Genomic DNA, 18,125 nt, shown 5'->3' on the forward strand with positions numbered 1-18,125 from the left:
CAGCAAATGATGGGCGAGACGATTGAACAATCGTCATGAAATGAGATAGGGGATGAAGTAAATGAAACGTGTCATGCTTGTATTCGGAACACGACCAGAGGCGATCAAAATGGCGCCGGTCGTCAAAGCACTTGAAAATCGTCAGGACGTCGAACCAATCGTCGTCGTTACAGCACAACACCGAGAGATGCTCGATCAGGTCCTTGAACTGTTCGAAATCACTCCGGACCATGACTTGGATTTGATGCGTCCGCGTCAGACGTTAGAGGAAATGACGGCGCGTATTTTAAACGCGATGCGTCGCGTCCTCGAAAAGGAACAGCCGGATCTCGTCCTTGTCCATGGGGATACGACGACGACGTTCGCTGCTTCTTTAGCGGCGTTCTATCAACAGATTCCAGTCGGTCATGTGGAAGCAGGACTACGGACATATGAAAAGTATGCGCCGTTCCCAGAAGAGATGAATCGTCAATTGACAGGTGTGTTGGCGGATTATCATTTTGCACCGACTGAACAGGCCGCAATGAACTTACGTGCTGAGAACAAGCAGACGCCAATCATCGTAACCGGTAATACGGTCATCGATGCGTTGAAGACGACTGTATCACCGACATATACACATCCTGTCCTATCGCGCCTAGAGAAGTCGGGACGAAAACTCGTTCTTTTGACGGTTCATCGCCGTGAGAATCATTTACAACTGGCAACGATTTTTGATGCAATCGAGCGACTAGCGAACGAACATCCAGAAATCGAAATCGTCTATCCGGTTCATCCGAATCCGGTCGTACTAGAGGCGGCAGCTCGCTTGGAGCATCATCCGCGGATTCAATTGATCGAACCACTTGATGTATTTGACTTCCATAATCTTGCGGCTCGGGCATCCTTCATTCTGACTGACTCAGGTGGGATTCAAGAGGAAGCACCTTCGCTCGGCGTGCCTGTTCTTGTCTTACGAGAGACGACAGAACGTCCAGAGGGGGTCGAAGCTGGAACGTTGAAGCTCGTCGGAACGAACCCAGAGATGATTTATACGATGAGTCATCAATTGTTGACGGATCAGGTGTTCTATCAATCGATGGCACAAGCGGCGAATCCTTATGGCGATGGACAGGCAGCAGAGCGAATCGTCGATGCCATCATGAGTGAGGTACCTGTATGAGTCAACGTATTCCTCCAGCGATTTATCAGTTCTTTCCATTCGGAACGCAGGAAAAAATTTTGCTTGAGGATGCTGCAGATGGTGTCTATTTTGATTTTCAAGAAGCGACGGCAGACGACAAATTGTACATTCAGTTGTTTGATCAAGGATTTCAACATCCTCCTTCAAAGTTGTACCGGTCAGACGCCACGATTACAGGAGATCTCATCGAGATGACCTGTCATTTCGAAGTCGATGCACCATGTGTCGTTCAGTTATTCAAGATGCAGTATGGACAGAAAAAACGGATGGGATCGGAAACGGAAACCGTCACATTGACGAATGAGACAGTCGTTCATGTACAGATGAAACGAGTACCAGGAGCGAAGTATTTCAAGGTGGCATGGAAGTTCTTGCAAGAGGGGAGCTTCCGGGTCCATCTCCGGGACATTCAGATTGTGCAACATGTCACGGCAGGGGAGGAAGCGACGTATGCTATTTAGTTCGACGATATTCTTATTTCTGTTCTTACCGACTGTGTTGATCGTCTATTACCTACTCCCACGCAGCTTCCGAAATGGCTGGTTATTAGTGACGAGTCTATTCTTTTATGCATTCGGAGAACCGCGTTTTGCATTGCTGATGCTACTGAGCGTCACAATCAACTACTTCTTCGCCTTGTTCGTCGATCTGTATCGACAACGAATCGGCGTCAAGTGGATCATGTTCAGTATGATCGCAGTCAATCTGGGGTTACTCGGCTGGTTCAAGTACAGCGGATTTTTTGTTCGTTCAGTCAACGAGACATTCGGATTAGGATGGTTCGTACCAGAAGTCGTCTTGCCACTCGGAATCTCGTTCTATACGTTTCATGCGATGAGTTATGTCATCGACATCTACAAAGGGAAGGAAGCGGTGCAAAAGAATCCGCTTGACCTCGCCCTTTATATCGCGTTCTTTCCCCAACTCGTCGCGGGTCCGATCGTTCGCTATAACACGATTGCGAGCCAAATCGAGTCACGAGAAGAGACGGTTTCCGATTTTGCCCGAGGGGTTCGTCGGTTTACGATCGGCTTAGCTAAAAAACTGATTCTTGCCAATGGATGTGGTCAGGTCGCGGATGCCATCTTCAATATGAAAGATCTTTCGATGGGGCTTGCTTGGATCGGCATCATCGCCTACGCCTTACAAATCTATTTCGATTTTTCGGGATACAGTGATATGGCGATTGGACTAGCTTTGATGTTCGGATTTCATTTTCTTGAGAATTTTAACTATCCCTACATTTCAAAGTCTGTTTCTGAATTTTGGCGTCGATGGCATATTTCGCTTGGATCATGGTTTCGGGATTATGTCTACATCCCGCTTGGTGGAAATCGTGTCTCACCGTGGTTACAGTATCGCAACTTAGCAATTGTCTGGATGCTGACAGGTCTTTGGCATGGTGCGAGTTGGACGTTCGTCGCGTGGGGAGCGTATTACGGAATCTGGATCATGCTCGAGAAAGCATTTCTAGGGAAATGGTTGGAGAAAACGCCAGTCTTCTCGACCGTTTGGACACTCGTACTCGTGTTGGTCGGTTGGGTATTCTTCCGTTCCGAGACGTTCCCGGAAGCCGTTACGTACATTCAAGCGATGTTCGTACCAGATGTGATCTGGGATGAACGCGCGAGCTACCAGCTTGTCCAAAATGGTGTTCTACTGCTTGTCGCGTGCATCGCAGCGACACCGATTCCGAAAATCATCGGAGAGCGATTAGTCGTGTCACTCGGAAGAATTGGTACGACGATGCAGTATGGATATGCGATGTTGCTACTATTTTTGGCGACATCAGCACTTGTTGCAAGTACGTTTAACCCATTCATCTATTTCCGCTTCTAAAAAGGAGGTCTACTGATGGCACAGCCACTTGAAACAGAAAATAAGCAGGGACAAAAACGGACGACTTCTTTTGAACGGATCATGATGTGGGTGACGACGATTAGTTTTTTACTCATCTTGTTAACGATTGGTGTCGGAACGATCGTCCGAGAGGATCGTGTGCGTTCCCAGTTAGAAAATCGTACACTCGCACAATCGGTCGATCCGACGATCGAAGGAATCGCGACTGGAAAAGACATGCTGAAGATGGAGACGTATTTCACGGACCAACTACTTTTGCGAGGGACGTTCGTTGAGATGCAGGCGCTACTATCGAAGGATGTCTTCAGACAGCCTTTTCGTAATGGAATCTATACAGCTAAAAATGGCTATATGATCGAACCGAGTGCCTCGACTCAAGTCCAGATTCCAAACGCGTTTCAGCAATTCGTGCAAGAAGTCGATCGACCCGTCTATATGGCGCTAGCTCCATCGAAGACGGTCATTGCTGAACGCGATCAGTTGATCCCATCGTATGTTGCTTCGAATGCACGGACACGTTACGCAGGAATGATTCGTGACTTCAAGGCTGCGGGGATGACGAATTTGTCACTTGATCAATTAAAACTAACGGACTACTTCAAGACGGACCATCACTGGAATATCGACGGAGCAGCGTCAGCATACCAGACGATTACGAAGGGGATGGGGTTGCAACCGCTCACACCATCAAAAGCAGATCGTAAAGAGGATGAGCATGCCTATTATGGTTCATTAGCGCGAAAGACGACGCTTGCGTACGCGACGTCCGGTGATCAGTTAGCTTATTATGGACCAGCATTCTTTAAAGGGATCGATGTCTGTTACGACGGGGCATGCGATCGTCCAATCATTGATGAAACCTTCGTTCAGCAGGAGGGAGATTACGTCGATCGGTATGAAGTATTCTTGCGCGGGAATCACGGCATCATGTCGATGAAAGAGCAAACGAAGAATGATCGACCAACGATTCTCGTCTTAAAAGATTCATTCGCGAATCCTGTCTTACCGTTCCTTGCTAAAAGTGCCAATCTGGAAGTCGTCGACGTTCGTTATGTGCCAAAATCATTCGACGTCTCGCAGTTCGCTAAACAAAAACAAGTCGACTCCGTGTTGTTCTTGCATAACTCGAACATTGCTGGATTGATGAAGACGTATGAAAACACACTATGAAGGAGTTCATGATATGAGATCCCGAATGGCGAAAAGAAAACCGCGTCTTGTTTGGCGCGTATTGAGTGCGCTCCTGCTAGGTTTCGTTCTGATTGCTAGTGCATCAGCTGGTTTAGCTTTTTTAAAAGTGAAACAAACGGCAGACGCGTTCTTAACACCGTTAGATGGAGAGCAGCCGAAGCCACTCGAATCGATGAAGCCGGTCAATGTCTTGTTACTTGGTGTGGATGAACGGAAAAATGATAAGGGACGTGCCGATGCCATCATGCTTCTTTCATTCAATCCAAAAACAAGACAAGCGACTTCCCTGTCTATTCCAAGAGATATGCAGGTAACCGTGCCTTCTGGCGAAAAGACTAAGATCAATCATACCTATGCCTATGGGGGTGTGAAAGAGACAGTCGAAACGGTGGAGCAGACGTTTGAGACCGATATTCCTTACTATGCGAAGATCAACATGGATGGATTGATTGAGTTGGTCGATGCTGTTGGGGGTGTCACGGTCGACAATCCATCTGCCTTCAGTTGGAACGACCGCCGTCTTCAAAAGGAGTATGAGAAAGGGAAAATTCATCTGACGGGTCTTGAAGCGAGTGGTTACGCACGTATGCGAAAGCAAGATCCACTCGGCGATATGGGTCGACAAATTCGTCAGCGTCAAGTGCTAGAAGCCGTCGGAATGAAGCTTGCTGGACCACAGTTGTTGACGCAACTCGAAAAGATTACGGACGTCATGAAAAACAACTTTACGACGAATATCGGACTTGATGTCGCAGCGCAGCTAGCGCAGGAGAATCAGCGTGGGTTCGAACAATTGAAGCCGCTGAAAATTGATGGAGAAGGATATATCGCAAGTGATGGTGTCTGGTATTTCTTTGCATCGGACGAATCAATGGAACAGACGAAGCAGACGATCGCTACACTTCTCGCACGATCGTAAGCCATAAATAGTATTACCATCAAACAAACCAGGATGAGCGTCTCTAGCACATAATTGTGGAGACGCTTTTTCCTGTTTTTCTCTAAAGTAACATCGCTCTTTTTGAAAAAAAGTGCTTGGTTCAAAAGTCTTATTTTCGATCAAACCGATGAAATAGGCTTTGACAGGACTTGTAAACGGATGCAAAATGAAAACGATTACATACCAAAAGGAGATGGCTACCGTATGAAACGCATGAGATTCGTTTGTATCGTTGCGCTAACGTTTGCACTGATATTTAGTGGACTCTCTTTATCCGGTCAAGCACTGGAAAAAGGGAAGTCGACATTGGTCATCATTCACTACAAGGAAGACCCAAATGCCACAAAGGATTGGAATCTGTGGTTATGGGCAAATGGTCCGGATTATTTTCCGAATAAAGCTCACGCTTTTAACGGCGAGGATGCTTACGGGAAAATCGCAGCTTATGAATTTCCAGTTGATCAGCCGGAAAAAATCGGCTTCATCGTTCGAGATGATAACTGGAACAAGGATGGGGGATCTGAAAATGATCGCTTCATCACGAAAGATATGATTAAAAATGGTGTTGCTGAAATCTGGATCGAGTCGGGAAGTAAGAACATCTCGACAGTCAATCCAAGCAATGGAGCAGATGTCGAAAATATCGATACGAACATCCACTATTACCGGTATGACAATGATTATGACAAGTATGGTGTCTGGTCTTGGCCGGAAGAGCAAGATGGCAAGCGATTCGAGTTCGACAAGCAAGATGAGTTTGGTGCCGTTGCCAAAGTAACACTCGATAATCCGACGAAAGCACGTCTTGCAGGCGTCATTCCGCATCTTGAAGGATGGTCGGAAAAAGACGGAGCTGATCGTTTCTTTTATGCAGGGGCGAAAGACATCTGGTTGATTGAAGGAGATCAGACGGTATACTACAGCAAACCGGAAATTGATCGCACACCGAAAATCACAAGCTTTTTAGCAGATGACTTCCGGACGATGACATTAAAAACGAATGCACCGCTGACGGAAGAAGACTTAAAGGCATTTACGTTTGAAGGCGTGACGAATCCAGTCGTGTCAGCAATCGATGCCAAAACGGTAAAAGTCGAAGTCACTTCAGATATCGATTTAGCAAAAGTCGTCCGAGCATCTCATCCTGTTTTTGGAGAAGCAATTCTTGAAGCAGGTAAAGTGCTCCGTTCGAAAGCATTCGACCAAAAGTATGCCTACGATGGAAAACTCGGTGTCGACTATCAAAAATCGAAGACGACGTTTAAAGTCTGGGCACCGACAGCACAAGCCGTCGAGCTCGAATTGTATCGCTTACCAAAACAAGAAGCTGCTACGACAAAAGATATCACGCGCGAAATCAAGATGGAACGAACGGATCGTGGTGTGTATCAAGTAACAGTCAAGGGCGATCTTGACGGTGTCGGATACACATACGAAGTCAAACACGCCAAAGAATCAACGCGTGCTGTTGATCCGTATGCGACAGCAGTCGCCGTCAATGGCGACCAAGGTGTCGTCGTCGACTTACGCGAGACGGATCCAAAACGCTGGACGAATGGGAAAATGCCACTTCGCCATGCGACAGACGCGATCATCTATGAATCACACGTCCGTGATTTATCGATGTTTGATGTGACGAATTCAGGTTACGATTCAGGCATCAAACAAAAAGGGAAGTACCTTGGCGTCATCGAGCCAGGTACGCGTTTGACGAAGGATGGTAAGAAAACGAAGACGAAGACAGGGCTTGATCATCTGAAGGAACTTGGCATCACGCACGTTCAGTTCATTCCAGTCTATGATTTCAACACAGCGTCCGTCGATGAGACGAACCCGCTTAAATCGTATAACTGGGGTTATGATCCGAAGAACTATAACGCACCAGAAGGTTCGTATGCGACAAACCCCTATGATCCAAAAGTCCGAATCACAGAAATGAAGCAGATGATTCAAGGACTACATGACAATGGACTTCGTGCTGTCATGGACGTCGTTTACAACCACATGTTTGACGCAAAGGCATCAAACCTTGATAAAATCGTCCCTGGTTATTACTACCGTTATACAGAAGGCGGCGATTTAGCGAACGGAACTGGTGTCGGAAACGATACAGCATCTGAGCGTCAAATGATGCACAAATTGATCGTTGACTCTGTCTCATATTGGGCGAAAGAATACCACTGGGACGGATTCCGCTTTGACTTAATGGGCATTCACGACGTCAAGACGATGAATGCTGTTAAACAGGCGACAAAACGAATTGACCCGTCGATTCTCGTATTCGGAGAAGGGTGGAGCCTTGGAACACCGCTTCCGGATGCAGATAAGGCCAACCAAACGAATACAAAACAAATGCCAGGAATCGGACATTTCAATGACAATCTACGCGATGCGCTCAAAGGTAGCGTCTTCATCGATTCAGATGCTGGTTTCATTAACGGAACAACCGGTCTTGAAACGCGCATCAAACGCGGAATCGTCGGAGAGATTGCTTATGACAAAGAGATTCAAGGATTTACGCAAGAACCAGATCAAGCCATCACTTACGTTGAAGCCCATGATAACCATACGCTTTGGGATAAGTTAAACCTGACGAATCCACAAGACAATGACGCAACGAAGACAAAGATGCATCGTTTGGCTTCAAGTATCTTGTTGACGTCACAAGGAACGACGTTCATCCATGCGGGGCAGGACTTCATGCGGACGAAGGGCGGAGACCATAACTCGTATAAATCACCGGATTCTGTCAACCAGCTCGACTGGAAACGGAAGATGGACCGTCAACAAGACGTTGATTATATGACAGGATTGATCGAGTTACGTAAAAAGAATCCAGTACTTCATTTAGCAACAGCAAAAGACATTCGTCGTTACCTGACGTTTGAAACAGCACCGGCACAAGTCATCGCTTATCGATTAGATGATGCTGCGCCACAACAAAAGGATGATCTCTACGTCATTCATAATGCGAATCGGACAGCAGTCGATATGAAGTTACCGACAGGGAAATGGAAGTTGCTTGTAGACGGTAAACAAGCAGGAACCAAAGCAATCCGTAAAGTATCAGGTACGGTTCGTGTCGAAGGACTTAGCTCATTCGTCTTATCGAAATAAGTGAACAGATAAAAAAGGACGTTCCGCAGTTGGCGGAACGTCCTTTTCGTCAGTCGAGAAACGTGCAATCAAGCGTAACGCTCATCCGTTTCTTCGTTCTCTTCTTCTTTCAGATTACCTTCTTCCGATTTCGAGACGATGACGGCACATGCTGCGTCACCAGTGATGTTGACGGCTGTCCGCATCATATCAAGAAGACGATCGACACCGATGATTAAAGCGATCCCTTCGACCGGTAGATTGACCGATTGAAGAACCATCGTCAACATGACGAGACCGACACCCGGTACACCGGCTGTACCGACTGAGGCAAGAACAGCTGTCAGGACGACAGTCGCAAGTTGACCTGGCGTCAAATCTACAGCGTAGACTTGCGCGATGAAGACAGTCGCGACACCTTGCATGATTGCTGTTCCATCCATATTGATCGTCGCACCAAGAGGTTGGACGAAACTTGAGACGGAACGCGGAACCTTCAACTCTTTTTGAGCCGTTTGCATCGCGACAGGAAGTGTTGCGTTCGATGAAGACGTCGAGAAAGCAAACAACATGACAGGTGCGAACTTCTTAAAGAAGAAGAACGGGTTCATCTTCCCGAGTAACGAAACAGTCGAACCGTATGTGAATAAAGAATGAACGACTAACGCTAGAACAACGACGAGCATATAGAAGAACATTGCTTTTAACGATTCCCAACCTTGTGAACCGACTGCTGATGCGATCAAAGCAAACGCTCCAAGCGGAGCCATCTTCATGACGAGTGTGATGAGGTACGTCATCAATTCGTTTCCTTGTTCGACGAATGTCCGTAACGTCGAGACTTTTTTACCGAGGAATGTGATTCCAAAACCGACGAACACACTGAAGACGATGATTTGCAACATGTTGCCTTCTGCCATCGAGGTGATCGGGTTCGTCGGGAACATACCGACGATTGTGTTGATCAAACTCGTATCGGGAAGACTTCCACTATCGTATTCAAGGTTATTTGTAGAGAAGCTTCCGAGAGTACCCGGTTTAATCAGTAATGACAAACCGAGAGCAATGACAATCGCGACAGCCGTCGTCGTCATGAAGTAGCCGATTGCCTTTCCGCCGACACGACCAAGCTCTTTTGGATTCCCGAGCCCCATGACACCGAGAGTGATCGAGAAGAAGACGATCGGTACGACGAGCATCTTAATCAGGTTCAGGAAGATTGTCCCGATGGGCTGTAAAGCATATTTATTCAATCCCTCATAAATCGACTTATCCGGTAAGGTTGCAAGAATGATTCCGAGGATCACCCCGAGAATCAATCCCCAGATGATGCGCTTTGCTTCTTTCATAAGTGATGTCACACTCCTTTATTTGATAATTGTCTATATTTTGACACATCATCACCCATTTTGACAAAACATTTTAAAAAATACATGATAACGCTTACAAAAAAGTTTCTGGATTTTGATGCAGGAATGACTAGATTTTGTTGTCAAACGGATGCAACCATGAGAGGATAGAAAAGAACAAAAAGGAACAGCGTAGGGTATAGAAAAGTCGCTAGAATCAACTGTTGACCAAATTGTATATTCCTACTATAATGTTGTATGACGTGTCTGACACGTTTCCTTTAGTCGGTAATATCGGAGGGAGGGAAAACTAGTGGAAACTCGTGTACGTAAAAATGAATCACTTGAAGACGCACTTCGTCGCTTCAAACGTGGTGTTTCAAAAGATGGTACGCTTGCAGAAGTTCGTAAACGTAAACACTACGAAAAGCCAAGTGTAAAACGTAAGCTTAAATCGGAGGCTGCGCGTAAGCGTAAGAAGTTCTAACGTTAGAGAGGGTGTATCCTCATGAGTCTTCAGGAGCGTTTGACAGCGGATATGAAAGAAGCCATGCGTCTACGTGAAAAAGATCGTCTTACGACGATTCGGATGGTGAAATCATCGCTGCAAAATGAAACGATCAAACTCGGTAAGCAAGAATTGACGGACGAGGAAGAATTAACGATTCTTTCACGTGAAATGAAGCAGCGCAACGACTCCCTCCGAGAATTCGATAGCGCTGGTCGTCACGATCTCGTCGAGAAAATTCAAGCAGAGATTGTCGTGCTCGAAGCTTATATGCCAAAACAGCTTTCCGAGGAAGAAGTACAGGAAATCGTCGACGCAGCTATTGCGCAGACGGGTGCCTCTGCTCCTTCAGATATGGGGAAAGTAATGGGTATCGTCATGCCACAGCTTAAAGGCAAGGCAGACGGTGCATTAATTAATCGACTCGTCAAACAACGGCTCGCTTAATACATGGAAAAGGTGTCCTTCGGGGCACCTTTTTTGTCGTTCCTGTCACAATTAAAAGTTTCTTGATGAATTCAGAATAGTCATGAAACCTTTTTGTTTTGAAAGCGTATATAATTATAGTAACGAATCAAAGTGCAAAAGAAGCAGCTTCTGACACGAATGAAAAGGGGTGAACGTACGCATGACGTTTAGCTTAGGGATGATTTTGGCGGTCTTCATGATCGGGGTCCTCATGTTACTGGTCGAAATATTCGTCACAGGGTTCGGAATCTTTGGAGTCCTCGGAATCGGCGCTGTCCTTGCTAGTCTGATCATGGCAGGTGCTACAGTTGGTCAAGTAGGCATAGCGGTTGGACTTGCTGTATTTCTATCACTTGCGGCCGGATACTGGGCATATCGCAGAATTAAATCGAATCAATCCTTATTATGGAGAGGTTTGATTTTGACAGATTCCACATCGTCTGAAAAAGGCTATCTTTCTCATCAAGACAAAGTGCAATTGTTAGGACAAGAAGGAGTTAGTCTGACACCTCTCCGTCCGTCAGGAACAATTGAAATCGACGGAAATCGAATCGATGCGGTTACGGAAGGGACCTTCATTCAAGCGGGGGAAACGATCGTCGTAAAAGAAGTGACGCATGGACGCGTCATTGTTAGAGTCCAACATACGAAGGAGGAGTCCCACACATGACACCTGAATTATTGACTGTATTACTCATATCCGGAGGAATTTTAATTTTCCTCGCCATCTTCTTCACGCTCGTTCCGATTCCACTTTGGATTAGCTCGCTCGCAGCGGGAGTACGCGTATCGATCTTTACATTAGTCGGGATGCGTCTTCGTCGAGTAACACCGTCTAAGATCGTCAATCCGTTGATCAAGGCGGTTAAAGCGGGATTGAACTTGAATACGAACCAACTGGAAAGTCACTTCCTTGCTGGTGGTAACGTTGACCGCGTCGTCAATGCCTTGATTGCAGCACACCGTGCGAATATCGAGTTGAGCTTCGAACGCGCAGCGGCGATTGATCTTGCTGGTCGTAACGTTTTGGAAGCTGTTCAAATGTCGGTTAACCCGAAAGTCATCGAAACACCATTCATTGCCGGTGTGGCGATGAACGGGATTGAAGTGAAAGCGAAAGCCCGGATCACGGTACGTGCGAACATCGATCGTCTCGTCGGTGGTGCTGGGGAAGAAACGGTCATCGCACGTGTTGGTGAGGGTGTCATCTCAACCATTGGTTCGTGTAATGACCAAAAAGAAGTACTTGAGAATCCAGAGATGATCTCACGGACGGTTCTTGCAAAAGGACTCGATTCGGGTACGGCGTTCGAGATTCTCTCGATTGATATTGCAGATATTGATATCGGTAAGAATATCGGTGCGGTTCTGCAGACGGATCAAGCAGAAGCAGATAAGAACATTGCGCAAGCGAAAGCCGAAGAACGTCGCGCAATGGCGATCGCAAGTGAACAAGAGATGAAATCACGTGTTGAAGAGATGCGTGCGAAGGTTGTCGCTGCTGAAGCGGAAGTGCCGCTTGCTATCGCTGAAGCGATGCGTGACGGTAACTTTGGCGTCATGGATTATGCGAACTACTTGAACGTGACAGCAGATACGAAAATGCGCCAAGCAATCGGTGGGCAATCATCACCAAATGACTCACAATAAAGGGTGAGACGGTATGGATATCATATGGGTCGGATTGATGATCGCATTCGGTGTCATCTCCGTCATCTCAAAAGCAGCAGATAAAAAACCGAAGCAGACGAACCGAACTCCTTCAAAGGAGTTCGGTGAATATGTGAAGCAAATGACCGAACAGGTCGATACGATGCGACAAGAGACGGTACCTCCACCTGTCGTTCGTAAAAAAGCACCCACGAAGAAACAACCGGGGGTAACGCAAACGAAAGCGCGACCCGTTCATGAACGAACGGAATTGCAACAACGTTTGGACCAACGTCAAAAGCAACATTCGAAAAAAGGGATGTCCTCATCGACGATTGGCGAAATCAAAGATAGCGTAGCAGATGGTGCCATTGGATCGTCTAGTCGTTCAGCATCAGCAACGACGATTTCACAAGATGAAATGCGACGTGCCATCGTTTGGAGTGAGGTTCTGGGTGCACCCGTTTCAAAACGAAAACGATGATGATTAGACAGTGAGTCAATCCTACGAAACGCGTAGGATTGACTCTTTTTATTTCCTAAAAGGTGGGAACGGGTTTTTCTTTCCATCTTTTCGGCGGAAGTGCTAAAGTGGAAGAGATTAGATATGAAGCGATGACAACTTGTTATCCATGACTAGGAGGCCATTCACAACGTGATATTCAACGAAAGAATCCCATTTGCATTTTCGAATTCAGAACAGATTCAAGCATTCGTCGGTCCGAATGATGCAGTCTTACGTACGATGGAAGCAGAACTTGACGTTCAGCTGACGCATCGAGGAGATGAACTGTTGGCACAATCCGAACAGGAGCAGTCTGTGATCTTAGCAGGACAGGTTGTAGGCGTCTTGAAACAACTTGTGAATCGTGGTGCTGTTTTAACAGAGCGTGACGCGACGAGCGCCATTCAACTCGCACGTCAAGATCGTGTGGATGAACTGCTAGAACTTTACGATACGGTCATTCATACGAATCATAAAGGAAAACCACTTCGTGCAAAGACACTCGGTCAAGCACGTTACGTTCGGGGAATCGACCGCTGTGATTTGACATTTGGTATTGGACCAGCGGGAACTGGAAAAACATATCTTGCTGTCGTGATGGCGGCAAAAGCGTTAAAAGAAGGTCACGTCAAACGACTCGTCCTGACGCGTCCGGCAGTAGAAGCAGGAGAAAATCTAGGATTCCTTCCAGGGGATCTTAAAGAAAAAGTCGATCCCTATCTACGTCCTCTGTACGATGCGCTACATGACGTGCTTGGTGTCGAACATACGGCTCGTCTGCTTGAACGTGGTGTCATCGAAATCGCACCGCTCGCCTACATGCGCGGACGGACGCTTGAACATGCTTTTGTCATTCTCGATGAAGCGCAAAATACGACACGGGAACAAATGAAGATGTTCCTGACGCGTCTCGGATTCCATTCGAAGATGATTGTTACGGGCGATTTAACACAAGTTGATCTTCCGCGTGGAAAAACATCTGGTCTACAAGAAGCGTTACATTTGCTCGGTAATGTCAAAGGGATTCATTTTGAGCACTTTGGCTCAGCTGATGTCGTACGTCACCCACTTGTCCGGAAAATCGTTGATGCTTATAGTCAGGATTTGACCTAAGCCGTTACGGAAAAAGAGGGAAAAGGGGGAGATGATATGCGCAAGGTTGGGGTCTGGGTTGGTCTTTTGACAGTAGTATTCTATCTCATCGTATCGACGATGATGTATGTCAGCGTTCGACCAGAAGCCTTGTCCGCAGAACCATTCTCAATTGCAGAAGAAGATATCCGGTCACCCTTGACGATGGAGGACCGGGTCGCAACAAATCAAATCAAGGAAAATTCGGTTGCTGCAATCGAGAGTCAGTATACGATCAAACAAGAGTATGCAGCACAGCAAATTGATAAAGTAGAACAACTTTTTGCTAGTTTGTCCGGTATTAAAAAAGCAAATGAGATCGGTAAAATCAAGCAGCGTCTGCGTGGGACGGAGGCAGCGACACTGTTGAAGGATGATGAGTTACGCTTGCTTGTGACGTCGACGACAGCACTGCGGAATACGACACGTGACGTCGTCATTACAGCGATTGAAGAAGCGATGCGTCAACGCATCTCGTCCGATGGTGGTGAAGTAGCGGAAGCACGTGAGAATGCGCGGACGGATATCGAACGTTCGCCACTCTCCTTTTCACTAAAAGCAGTCGCTAAAGCGTTGACCGATCAACTGATCGTGACGAACTACGTCTATGATCCGGAAAAAACGGAACAGCTCCGTAAACAGACGAGTGATAAAGTCGAACCGGTCATCATTTCAGAAGGTGAAGTAATCGTCAAACGAGGCGAAGTGATTTCACAAGATGCCTATCGTCAGCTACAACTGGTCGGATTGATTTCTGATCGACAGTCGTTGAAACCGTTACTCGGTGCGATGCTGATCAGTGCGTTGATGACTGCCTTTTTATTTGGCTTCATTCACCGTTCGAAACTACGATACGCTCAAATGGGGCGGATTCGTTTATTTGGGCTTGTCTATCTCGTCGTCAGTCTACAATTACTCGTCATGTATGGTATGGCGTTCTTAGCAGACGACATCAATCCAGCATTTTACTTACTCACGCCGACCGCTTTTGCTGCGCTCGTCCTGCGCAATTTATTGAACGAACGGATTGCCTTATCGAGCTCTCTGTTTACGGCACTTGCCGGAACGTTCTTCTATAGTGCCAATCAAAACTTCAGCTTCAATATCGCGATCTATTTATTGGTTGGTGGGTTAGTCGCAACATTTTTCCTACAATCTAGTTTGTCGCGTCGTCGTATTTTCATGAGCAGTATTTCGATTGCCGGAGCAAACATCGCGATTTTCTTAGCATTCGTCCTGTTACGAAGTGGTACATTCGAACTGCGAGAAACGCTGATTTTAATCGGTTTTGCAATTGCGAGTGGTATCTTGAGTGCCGTCCTAGCAATTGGGCTATTGCCGTTTCTTGAAATGACATTCGGTATTTTAGCACCGACCCGTCTACTCGAACTGTTGAACCCAACGCATCCGTTACTCAAAAAACTATTAGTTGAAGCACCGGGAACGTACCATCATAGTATGATGGTCGCGAACTTAGCAGAAACAGCCTGTGAAGCAATCGGAGCAGATGGGTTGCTTGCACGAGTCGGAGCCTACTATCATGATTTAGGGAAAACACGACGGCCACTTTATTTCATTGAAAACCAGCATGGACGTAATCCCCATGATCGATTGACACCGGAAGAGTCGGCACGTGTCATCTTGGCACATACCGAGGATGGCGTTGAATTACTCGAAGACGCAAAACTTCCTGCGGCGATCATCGATATTTGCCGTCAGCATCATGGAACCTCTCTGCTTCGCTATTTTTATGTCAAAGCAGCAGAACAAGGTGAGGTCGACGAAGAGACGTTCCGTTACACAGGTCCGAAACCACAAACTCGTGAAGCGGCGGTCATCATGATCGTTGACTCGATTGAAGCGGCCGTTCGTTCGATGAAAGCTCCTTCAGAAGAAGGAATTCGGGACTTAGTCGCGAAAATCATTCGTGAAAAGATGATGGATGACCAATTCGCGGAATGTGACATTACGACACGTGAGATTTATCGCGTCGGTGAAAGTGCGTGTCATACTTTATCCGGTTTGTTCCATGAACGAATCGAGTATCCAGAATTAAAGAAAGAGGCAACGACATGAATATTTATATGACAGACGAAAATAATCGTCTAACGGAAGAACAACGACAGCTTGTCGAATCGATTTTGATTTACACGGCAGAACAAGAAGAAGTCGATTCAAATAGTGAGTTGTCCGTGACTTTCGTCTCAAACGATGAGATTCAAGAAATCAATCGTGAATGGCGTGGAAAGGATCAGGCGACAGACGTCATTTCCTTTGCGATGGAAGAACTCGGAGAAGATGAAATCGATTTCGGATTGCTCGAAGATGAACCAATCGTCCTTGGCGATTTGATCATTTCCGTGGAACGATGCCGTGAACAATCGGCAGAGTATGGCAATCATTTTGAGCGAGAGCTCGGTTTCCTCGCTGTCCATGGTTTTCTCCATTTACTCGGATACGATCATATTGAAAAAGCAGATGAGGAAGTCATGACGAAGCGACAGGAGGAAATCCTGCATCACTTCGAGTTATATCGGGGCACATTGTGAAAAGCTGGTGGCAACCCTTTCGGCATGCCATGAACGGATTGCGCCAATCGATTCGAGAGGAACGGCATATGAAAGTTCATGTGACAGTTGGTGCCATCGTGTTACTTGTCGCCTTTCTATTACCCTTGACGTCTGTCGAGCGAGCAATCCTCTTCTTGACGGTCGGGATCGTCATCAGTGCTGAGATGTTCAATACAGCGTTTGAGCGCGTCGTTGATCTCGTAACGCAGGAATGGCATCCGCTGGCAAAAGCAGTCAAGGATATTGCAAGTGGAGCTGTTCTTGTGTTGGCGCTTACATCTATTGCAATTGCACTATGCATCTTCATCCCATATTTGGTACAATAAGAATCCGGCCTTTTTGGCCAATACCGTTCCTAAGAAGGGGATACTCACATGAAAACAGAACAATTACTCGAACAAGCTAAACGTGCACGCGAAAAAGCGTATGTTCCATATTCGAAATTCCAAGTCGGTGCTGCTCTACTAACAAAAGACGGACAAGTCTTCCATGGTTGCAATATTGAAAACGCTGCATATGGTCTTTGTAACTGTGCAGAACGGACAGCAATCTTCTCTGCGTGGGCACAGGATGCGCGCGAGTATGCAGCGATGGCTGTCGTTGCGGACACGGAAGGACCGGTCGCACCATGTGGACAGTGCCGCCAAGTGTTATCAGAGATGTGTGATGCGGATATGCCAATCTACTTGACGAACCTTAAAGGGGATGTCACAGAAACAACAGTGGGTGCCCTCTTACCAGGAGCATTCACGAAAGGGGATTTACATGTTTAAAGAAGGATTCAAATCGGGCTTTGTCTCGATCATCGGACGCCCGAACGTCGGAAAATCGACATTCCTCAACCGTGTCATCGGACAAAAGATTGCCATCATGTCTGATAAGCCACAAACGACGCGAAACAAGATCCAAGGTGTCTATACGACAGAAGACGTTCAGACGATTTTCATCGATACACCAGGGATTCACAAACCAAAACATAAACTCGGCGACTTCATGATGAAGGTCGCAACGAACGCATTGCGTGAAGTTGATGCGATTTTGTTCATGGTCAACGTGACGGAACCAAAAGGAAAAGGTGACGATTTCATCATTGAAAAATTGAAGGAACTCGATACACCGATCATTCTGGTCATGAATAAGGTCGATTTGATTCATCCGAATGATATTCCGCCAATCATCGAGTCATATAAAAATGAGCTTGAGTTTGCGGCAGTCGTTCCGATCTCTGCGTTACAAGGTAACAACGTCGGACCGTTACTTGAAGAAATCGCGAAGATCTTACCGGAAGGACCAATGTATTACCCGGCGGATCAAGTCACTGACCACCCGGAGCGTTTCATCATCTCAGAGATGATCCGTGAGAAAGTCTTGCAGAAGACACGCGATGAAGTACCACACTCGATCGCAGTCGCGATTGATCAAATCAAGACGCGTGAGAATGGAAACATGGTCGATGTCCATGCGACGATCTTGATCGAGCGCGATTCCCAAAAAGGAATCATCATCGGTAAACGCGGAGCACTTCTAAAAGAAATCGGCTCTGAAGCACGAACGGACATCGAGATGTTACTCGGAACGAAAGTTTACCTGAACTTGTGGGTCAAAGTCCAAAAGGATTGGCGTAACAAGGCCGGTCAATTGCGTGAACTTGGCTTCCGCGATGACGAGTATTAA

18 protein-coding genes are annotated in these 18,125 nt (G+C 46.6%); 17 read left to right on the forward strand and 1 reads right to left on the reverse strand.

Translation table 11 applies throughout. From position 1 onward, the window contains the following. Positions 1 to 61: 61 nt before the first annotated feature. The 6 genes from wecB (at position 62) to pulA (ending at position 8,291) form a co-directional block, all read left to right on the forward strand. The gene (gene wecB / locus KNQ09_RS00795) at positions 62 to 1,162 is read left to right on the forward strand and encodes a non-hydrolyzing UDP-N-acetylglucosamine 2-epimerase (RefSeq protein ID WP_050678363.1); all 1,101 of its coding nucleotides are present in this window, start codon (positions 62 to 64) and stop codon (positions 1,160 to 1,162) included. Further along, positions 1,159 to 1,644 (forward strand): hypothetical protein, encoded by a 486-nt coding sequence (locus KNQ09_RS00800; RefSeq protein ID WP_214857066.1) that lies wholly within the window; start codon positions 1,159 to 1,161, stop codon positions 1,642 to 1,644. The genes wecB and KNQ09_RS00800 overlap by 4 nt, the downstream gene beginning before the upstream one ends. Further along, complete coding sequence (locus tag KNQ09_RS00805; RefSeq protein ID WP_029341026.1) at positions 1,634 to 3,022, forward strand: MBOAT family O-acyltransferase; 1,389 nt, start codon at positions 1,634 to 1,636, stop codon at positions 3,020 to 3,022. The genes KNQ09_RS00800 and KNQ09_RS00805 overlap by 11 nt, the downstream gene beginning before the upstream one ends. Before the next feature lie 15 nt (positions 3,023 to 3,037). Then, positions 3,038 to 4,213, forward strand: a complete 1,176-nt coding sequence (locus tag KNQ09_RS00810; RefSeq protein WP_214857068.1) for a DHHW family protein — start codon at positions 3,038 to 3,040, stop codon at positions 4,211 to 4,213. 25 nt (positions 4,214 to 4,238) lie between these two features. Further along, positions 4,239 to 5,153: an LCP family protein gene (locus KNQ09_RS00815; protein WP_231884701.1), complete on the forward strand. Its 915-nt coding sequence runs from the start codon at positions 4,239 to 4,241 to the stop codon at positions 5,151 to 5,153. Between the two features lie 225 nt (positions 5,154 to 5,378). After that, positions 5,379 to 8,291: a type I pullulanase gene (pulA, locus tag KNQ09_RS00820; protein WP_214857069.1), complete on the forward strand. Its 2,913-nt coding sequence runs from the start codon at positions 5,379 to 5,381 to the stop codon at positions 8,289 to 8,291. Positions 8,292 to 8,359: 68 nt separating this feature from the next. Here pulA and KNQ09_RS00825 read toward each other — a convergent pair whose 3' ends face one another. Further along, positions 8,360 to 9,619 (reverse strand): dicarboxylate/amino acid:cation symporter, encoded by a 1,260-nt coding sequence (locus tag KNQ09_RS00825; protein WP_064300322.1) that lies wholly within the window; start codon positions 9,617 to 9,619, stop codon positions 8,360 to 8,362. A 313-nt stretch (positions 9,620 to 9,932) separates the two neighbouring features. Between KNQ09_RS00825 and rpsU the strand changes: the two genes are divergently transcribed. From rpsU to era, 11 genes are all read left to right on the forward strand, one after another. Then, a complete protein-coding gene (rpsU, locus tag KNQ09_RS00830; protein WP_012369719.1) occupies positions 9,933 to 10,106 on the forward strand; it encodes a 30S ribosomal protein S21 in 174 nt (57 codons plus the stop codon). A gap of 21 nt (positions 10,107 to 10,127) precedes the next feature. Continuing rightward, positions 10,128 to 10,574, forward strand: a complete 447-nt coding sequence (locus KNQ09_RS00835; protein ID WP_214857070.1) for a GatB/YqeY domain-containing protein — start codon at positions 10,128 to 10,130, stop codon at positions 10,572 to 10,574. 181 nt (positions 10,575 to 10,755) lie between these two features. After that, positions 10,756 to 11,265, forward strand: coding sequence for an NfeD family protein (locus tag KNQ09_RS00840; RefSeq protein ID WP_047396392.1), 510 nt, complete (start codon positions 10,756 to 10,758; stop codon positions 11,263 to 11,265). Further along, positions 11,262 to 12,245, forward strand: a complete 984-nt coding sequence (gene floA, locus KNQ09_RS00845; protein ID WP_023467489.1) for a flotillin-like protein FloA — start codon at positions 11,262 to 11,264, stop codon at positions 12,243 to 12,245. Before KNQ09_RS00840 ends, floA begins: the two co-directional genes overlap by 4 nt. 13 nt (positions 12,246 to 12,258) lie before the next feature. Then, entirely contained in the window at positions 12,259 to 12,729 is a 471-nt protein-coding gene (locus KNQ09_RS00850) for a hypothetical protein (RefSeq protein WP_064300320.1), read from the forward strand. 171 nt (positions 12,730 to 12,900) lie between these two features. Beyond that, a complete protein-coding gene (locus tag KNQ09_RS00855; RefSeq protein ID WP_023467492.1) occupies positions 12,901 to 13,863 on the forward strand; it encodes a PhoH family protein in 963 nt (320 codons plus the stop codon). A 36-nt stretch (positions 13,864 to 13,899) separates the two neighbouring features. Beyond that, positions 13,900 to 15,957, forward strand: coding sequence for an HD family phosphohydrolase (locus KNQ09_RS00860; protein ID WP_214857071.1), 2,058 nt, complete (start codon positions 13,900 to 13,902; stop codon positions 15,955 to 15,957). Continuing rightward, entirely contained in the window at positions 15,954 to 16,430 is a 477-nt protein-coding gene (gene ybeY / locus KNQ09_RS00865) for an rRNA maturation RNase YbeY (RefSeq protein WP_214857072.1), read from the forward strand. Before KNQ09_RS00860 ends, ybeY begins: the two co-directional genes overlap by 4 nt. A gap of 29 nt (positions 16,431 to 16,459) precedes the next feature. Beyond that, positions 16,460 to 16,777: a diacylglycerol kinase gene (locus tag KNQ09_RS00870; protein WP_241492327.1), complete on the forward strand. Its 318-nt coding sequence runs from the start codon at positions 16,460 to 16,462 to the stop codon at positions 16,775 to 16,777. A gap of 48 nt (positions 16,778 to 16,825) precedes the next feature. Further along, on the forward strand, positions 16,826 to 17,224 hold the full coding sequence (locus tag KNQ09_RS00875) for a cytidine deaminase (protein WP_023467498.1): 399 nt from the start codon (positions 16,826 to 16,828) through the stop codon (positions 17,222 to 17,224). Then, positions 17,217 to 18,125: a GTPase Era gene (era, locus tag KNQ09_RS00880; RefSeq protein ID WP_023467500.1), complete on the forward strand. Its 909-nt coding sequence runs from the start codon at positions 17,217 to 17,219 to the stop codon at positions 18,123 to 18,125. The genes KNQ09_RS00875 and era overlap by 8 nt, the downstream gene beginning before the upstream one ends.

Source organism: Exiguobacterium sp. s191 (assembly GCF_018618955.1).
GTDB classification, from domain to species: Bacteria; Bacillota; Bacilli; order Exiguobacteriales; family Exiguobacteriaceae; genus Exiguobacterium_A; species Exiguobacterium_A abrahamii.

Coding starts and splice junctions, on each gene's coding strand:
- wecB (WP_050678363.1), top strand. CDS start 62: ATGAAACGTGTCATGCTTGTATTCGGAACACGACCAGAGGCGATCAAA.
- KNQ09_RS00800 (WP_214857066.1), top strand. CDS start 1,159: ATGAGTCAACGTATTCCTCCAGCGATTTATCAGTTCTTTCCATTCGGA.
- KNQ09_RS00805 (WP_029341026.1), top strand. CDS start 1,634: ATGCTATTTAGTTCGACGATATTCTTATTTCTGTTCTTACCGACTGTG.
- KNQ09_RS00810 (WP_214857068.1), top strand. CDS start 3,038: ATGGCACAGCCACTTGAAACAGAAAATAAGCAGGGACAAAAACGGACG.
- KNQ09_RS00815 (WP_231884701.1), top strand. CDS start 4,239: ATGGCGAAAAGAAAACCGCGTCTTGTTTGGCGCGTATTGAGTGCGCTC.
- pulA (WP_214857069.1), top strand. CDS start 5,379: ATGAAACGCATGAGATTCGTTTGTATCGTTGCGCTAACGTTTGCACTG.
- KNQ09_RS00825 (WP_064300322.1), bottom strand. CDS start 9,619: ATGAAAGAAGCAAAGCGCATCATCTGGGGATTGATTCTCGGGGTGATC.
- KNQ09_RS00835 (WP_214857070.1), top strand. CDS start 10,128: ATGAGTCTTCAGGAGCGTTTGACAGCGGATATGAAAGAAGCCATGCGT.
- KNQ09_RS00840 (WP_047396392.1), top strand. CDS start 10,756: ATGACGTTTAGCTTAGGGATGATTTTGGCGGTCTTCATGATCGGGGTC.
- floA (WP_023467489.1), top strand. CDS start 11,262: ATGACACCTGAATTATTGACTGTATTACTCATATCCGGAGGAATTTTA.
- KNQ09_RS00850 (WP_064300320.1), top strand. CDS start 12,259: ATGGATATCATATGGGTCGGATTGATGATCGCATTCGGTGTCATCTCC.
- KNQ09_RS00860 (WP_214857071.1), top strand. CDS start 13,900: ATGCGCAAGGTTGGGGTCTGGGTTGGTCTTTTGACAGTAGTATTCTAT.
- ybeY (WP_214857072.1), top strand. CDS start 15,954: ATGAATATTTATATGACAGACGAAAATAATCGTCTAACGGAAGAACAA.
- KNQ09_RS00870 (WP_241492327.1), top strand. CDS start 16,460: ATGAACGGATTGCGCCAATCGATTCGAGAGGAACGGCATATGAAAGTT.
- KNQ09_RS00875 (WP_023467498.1), top strand. CDS start 16,826: ATGAAAACAGAACAATTACTCGAACAAGCTAAACGTGCACGCGAAAAA.
- era (WP_023467500.1), top strand. CDS start 17,217: ATGTTTAAAGAAGGATTCAAATCGGGCTTTGTCTCGATCATCGGACGC.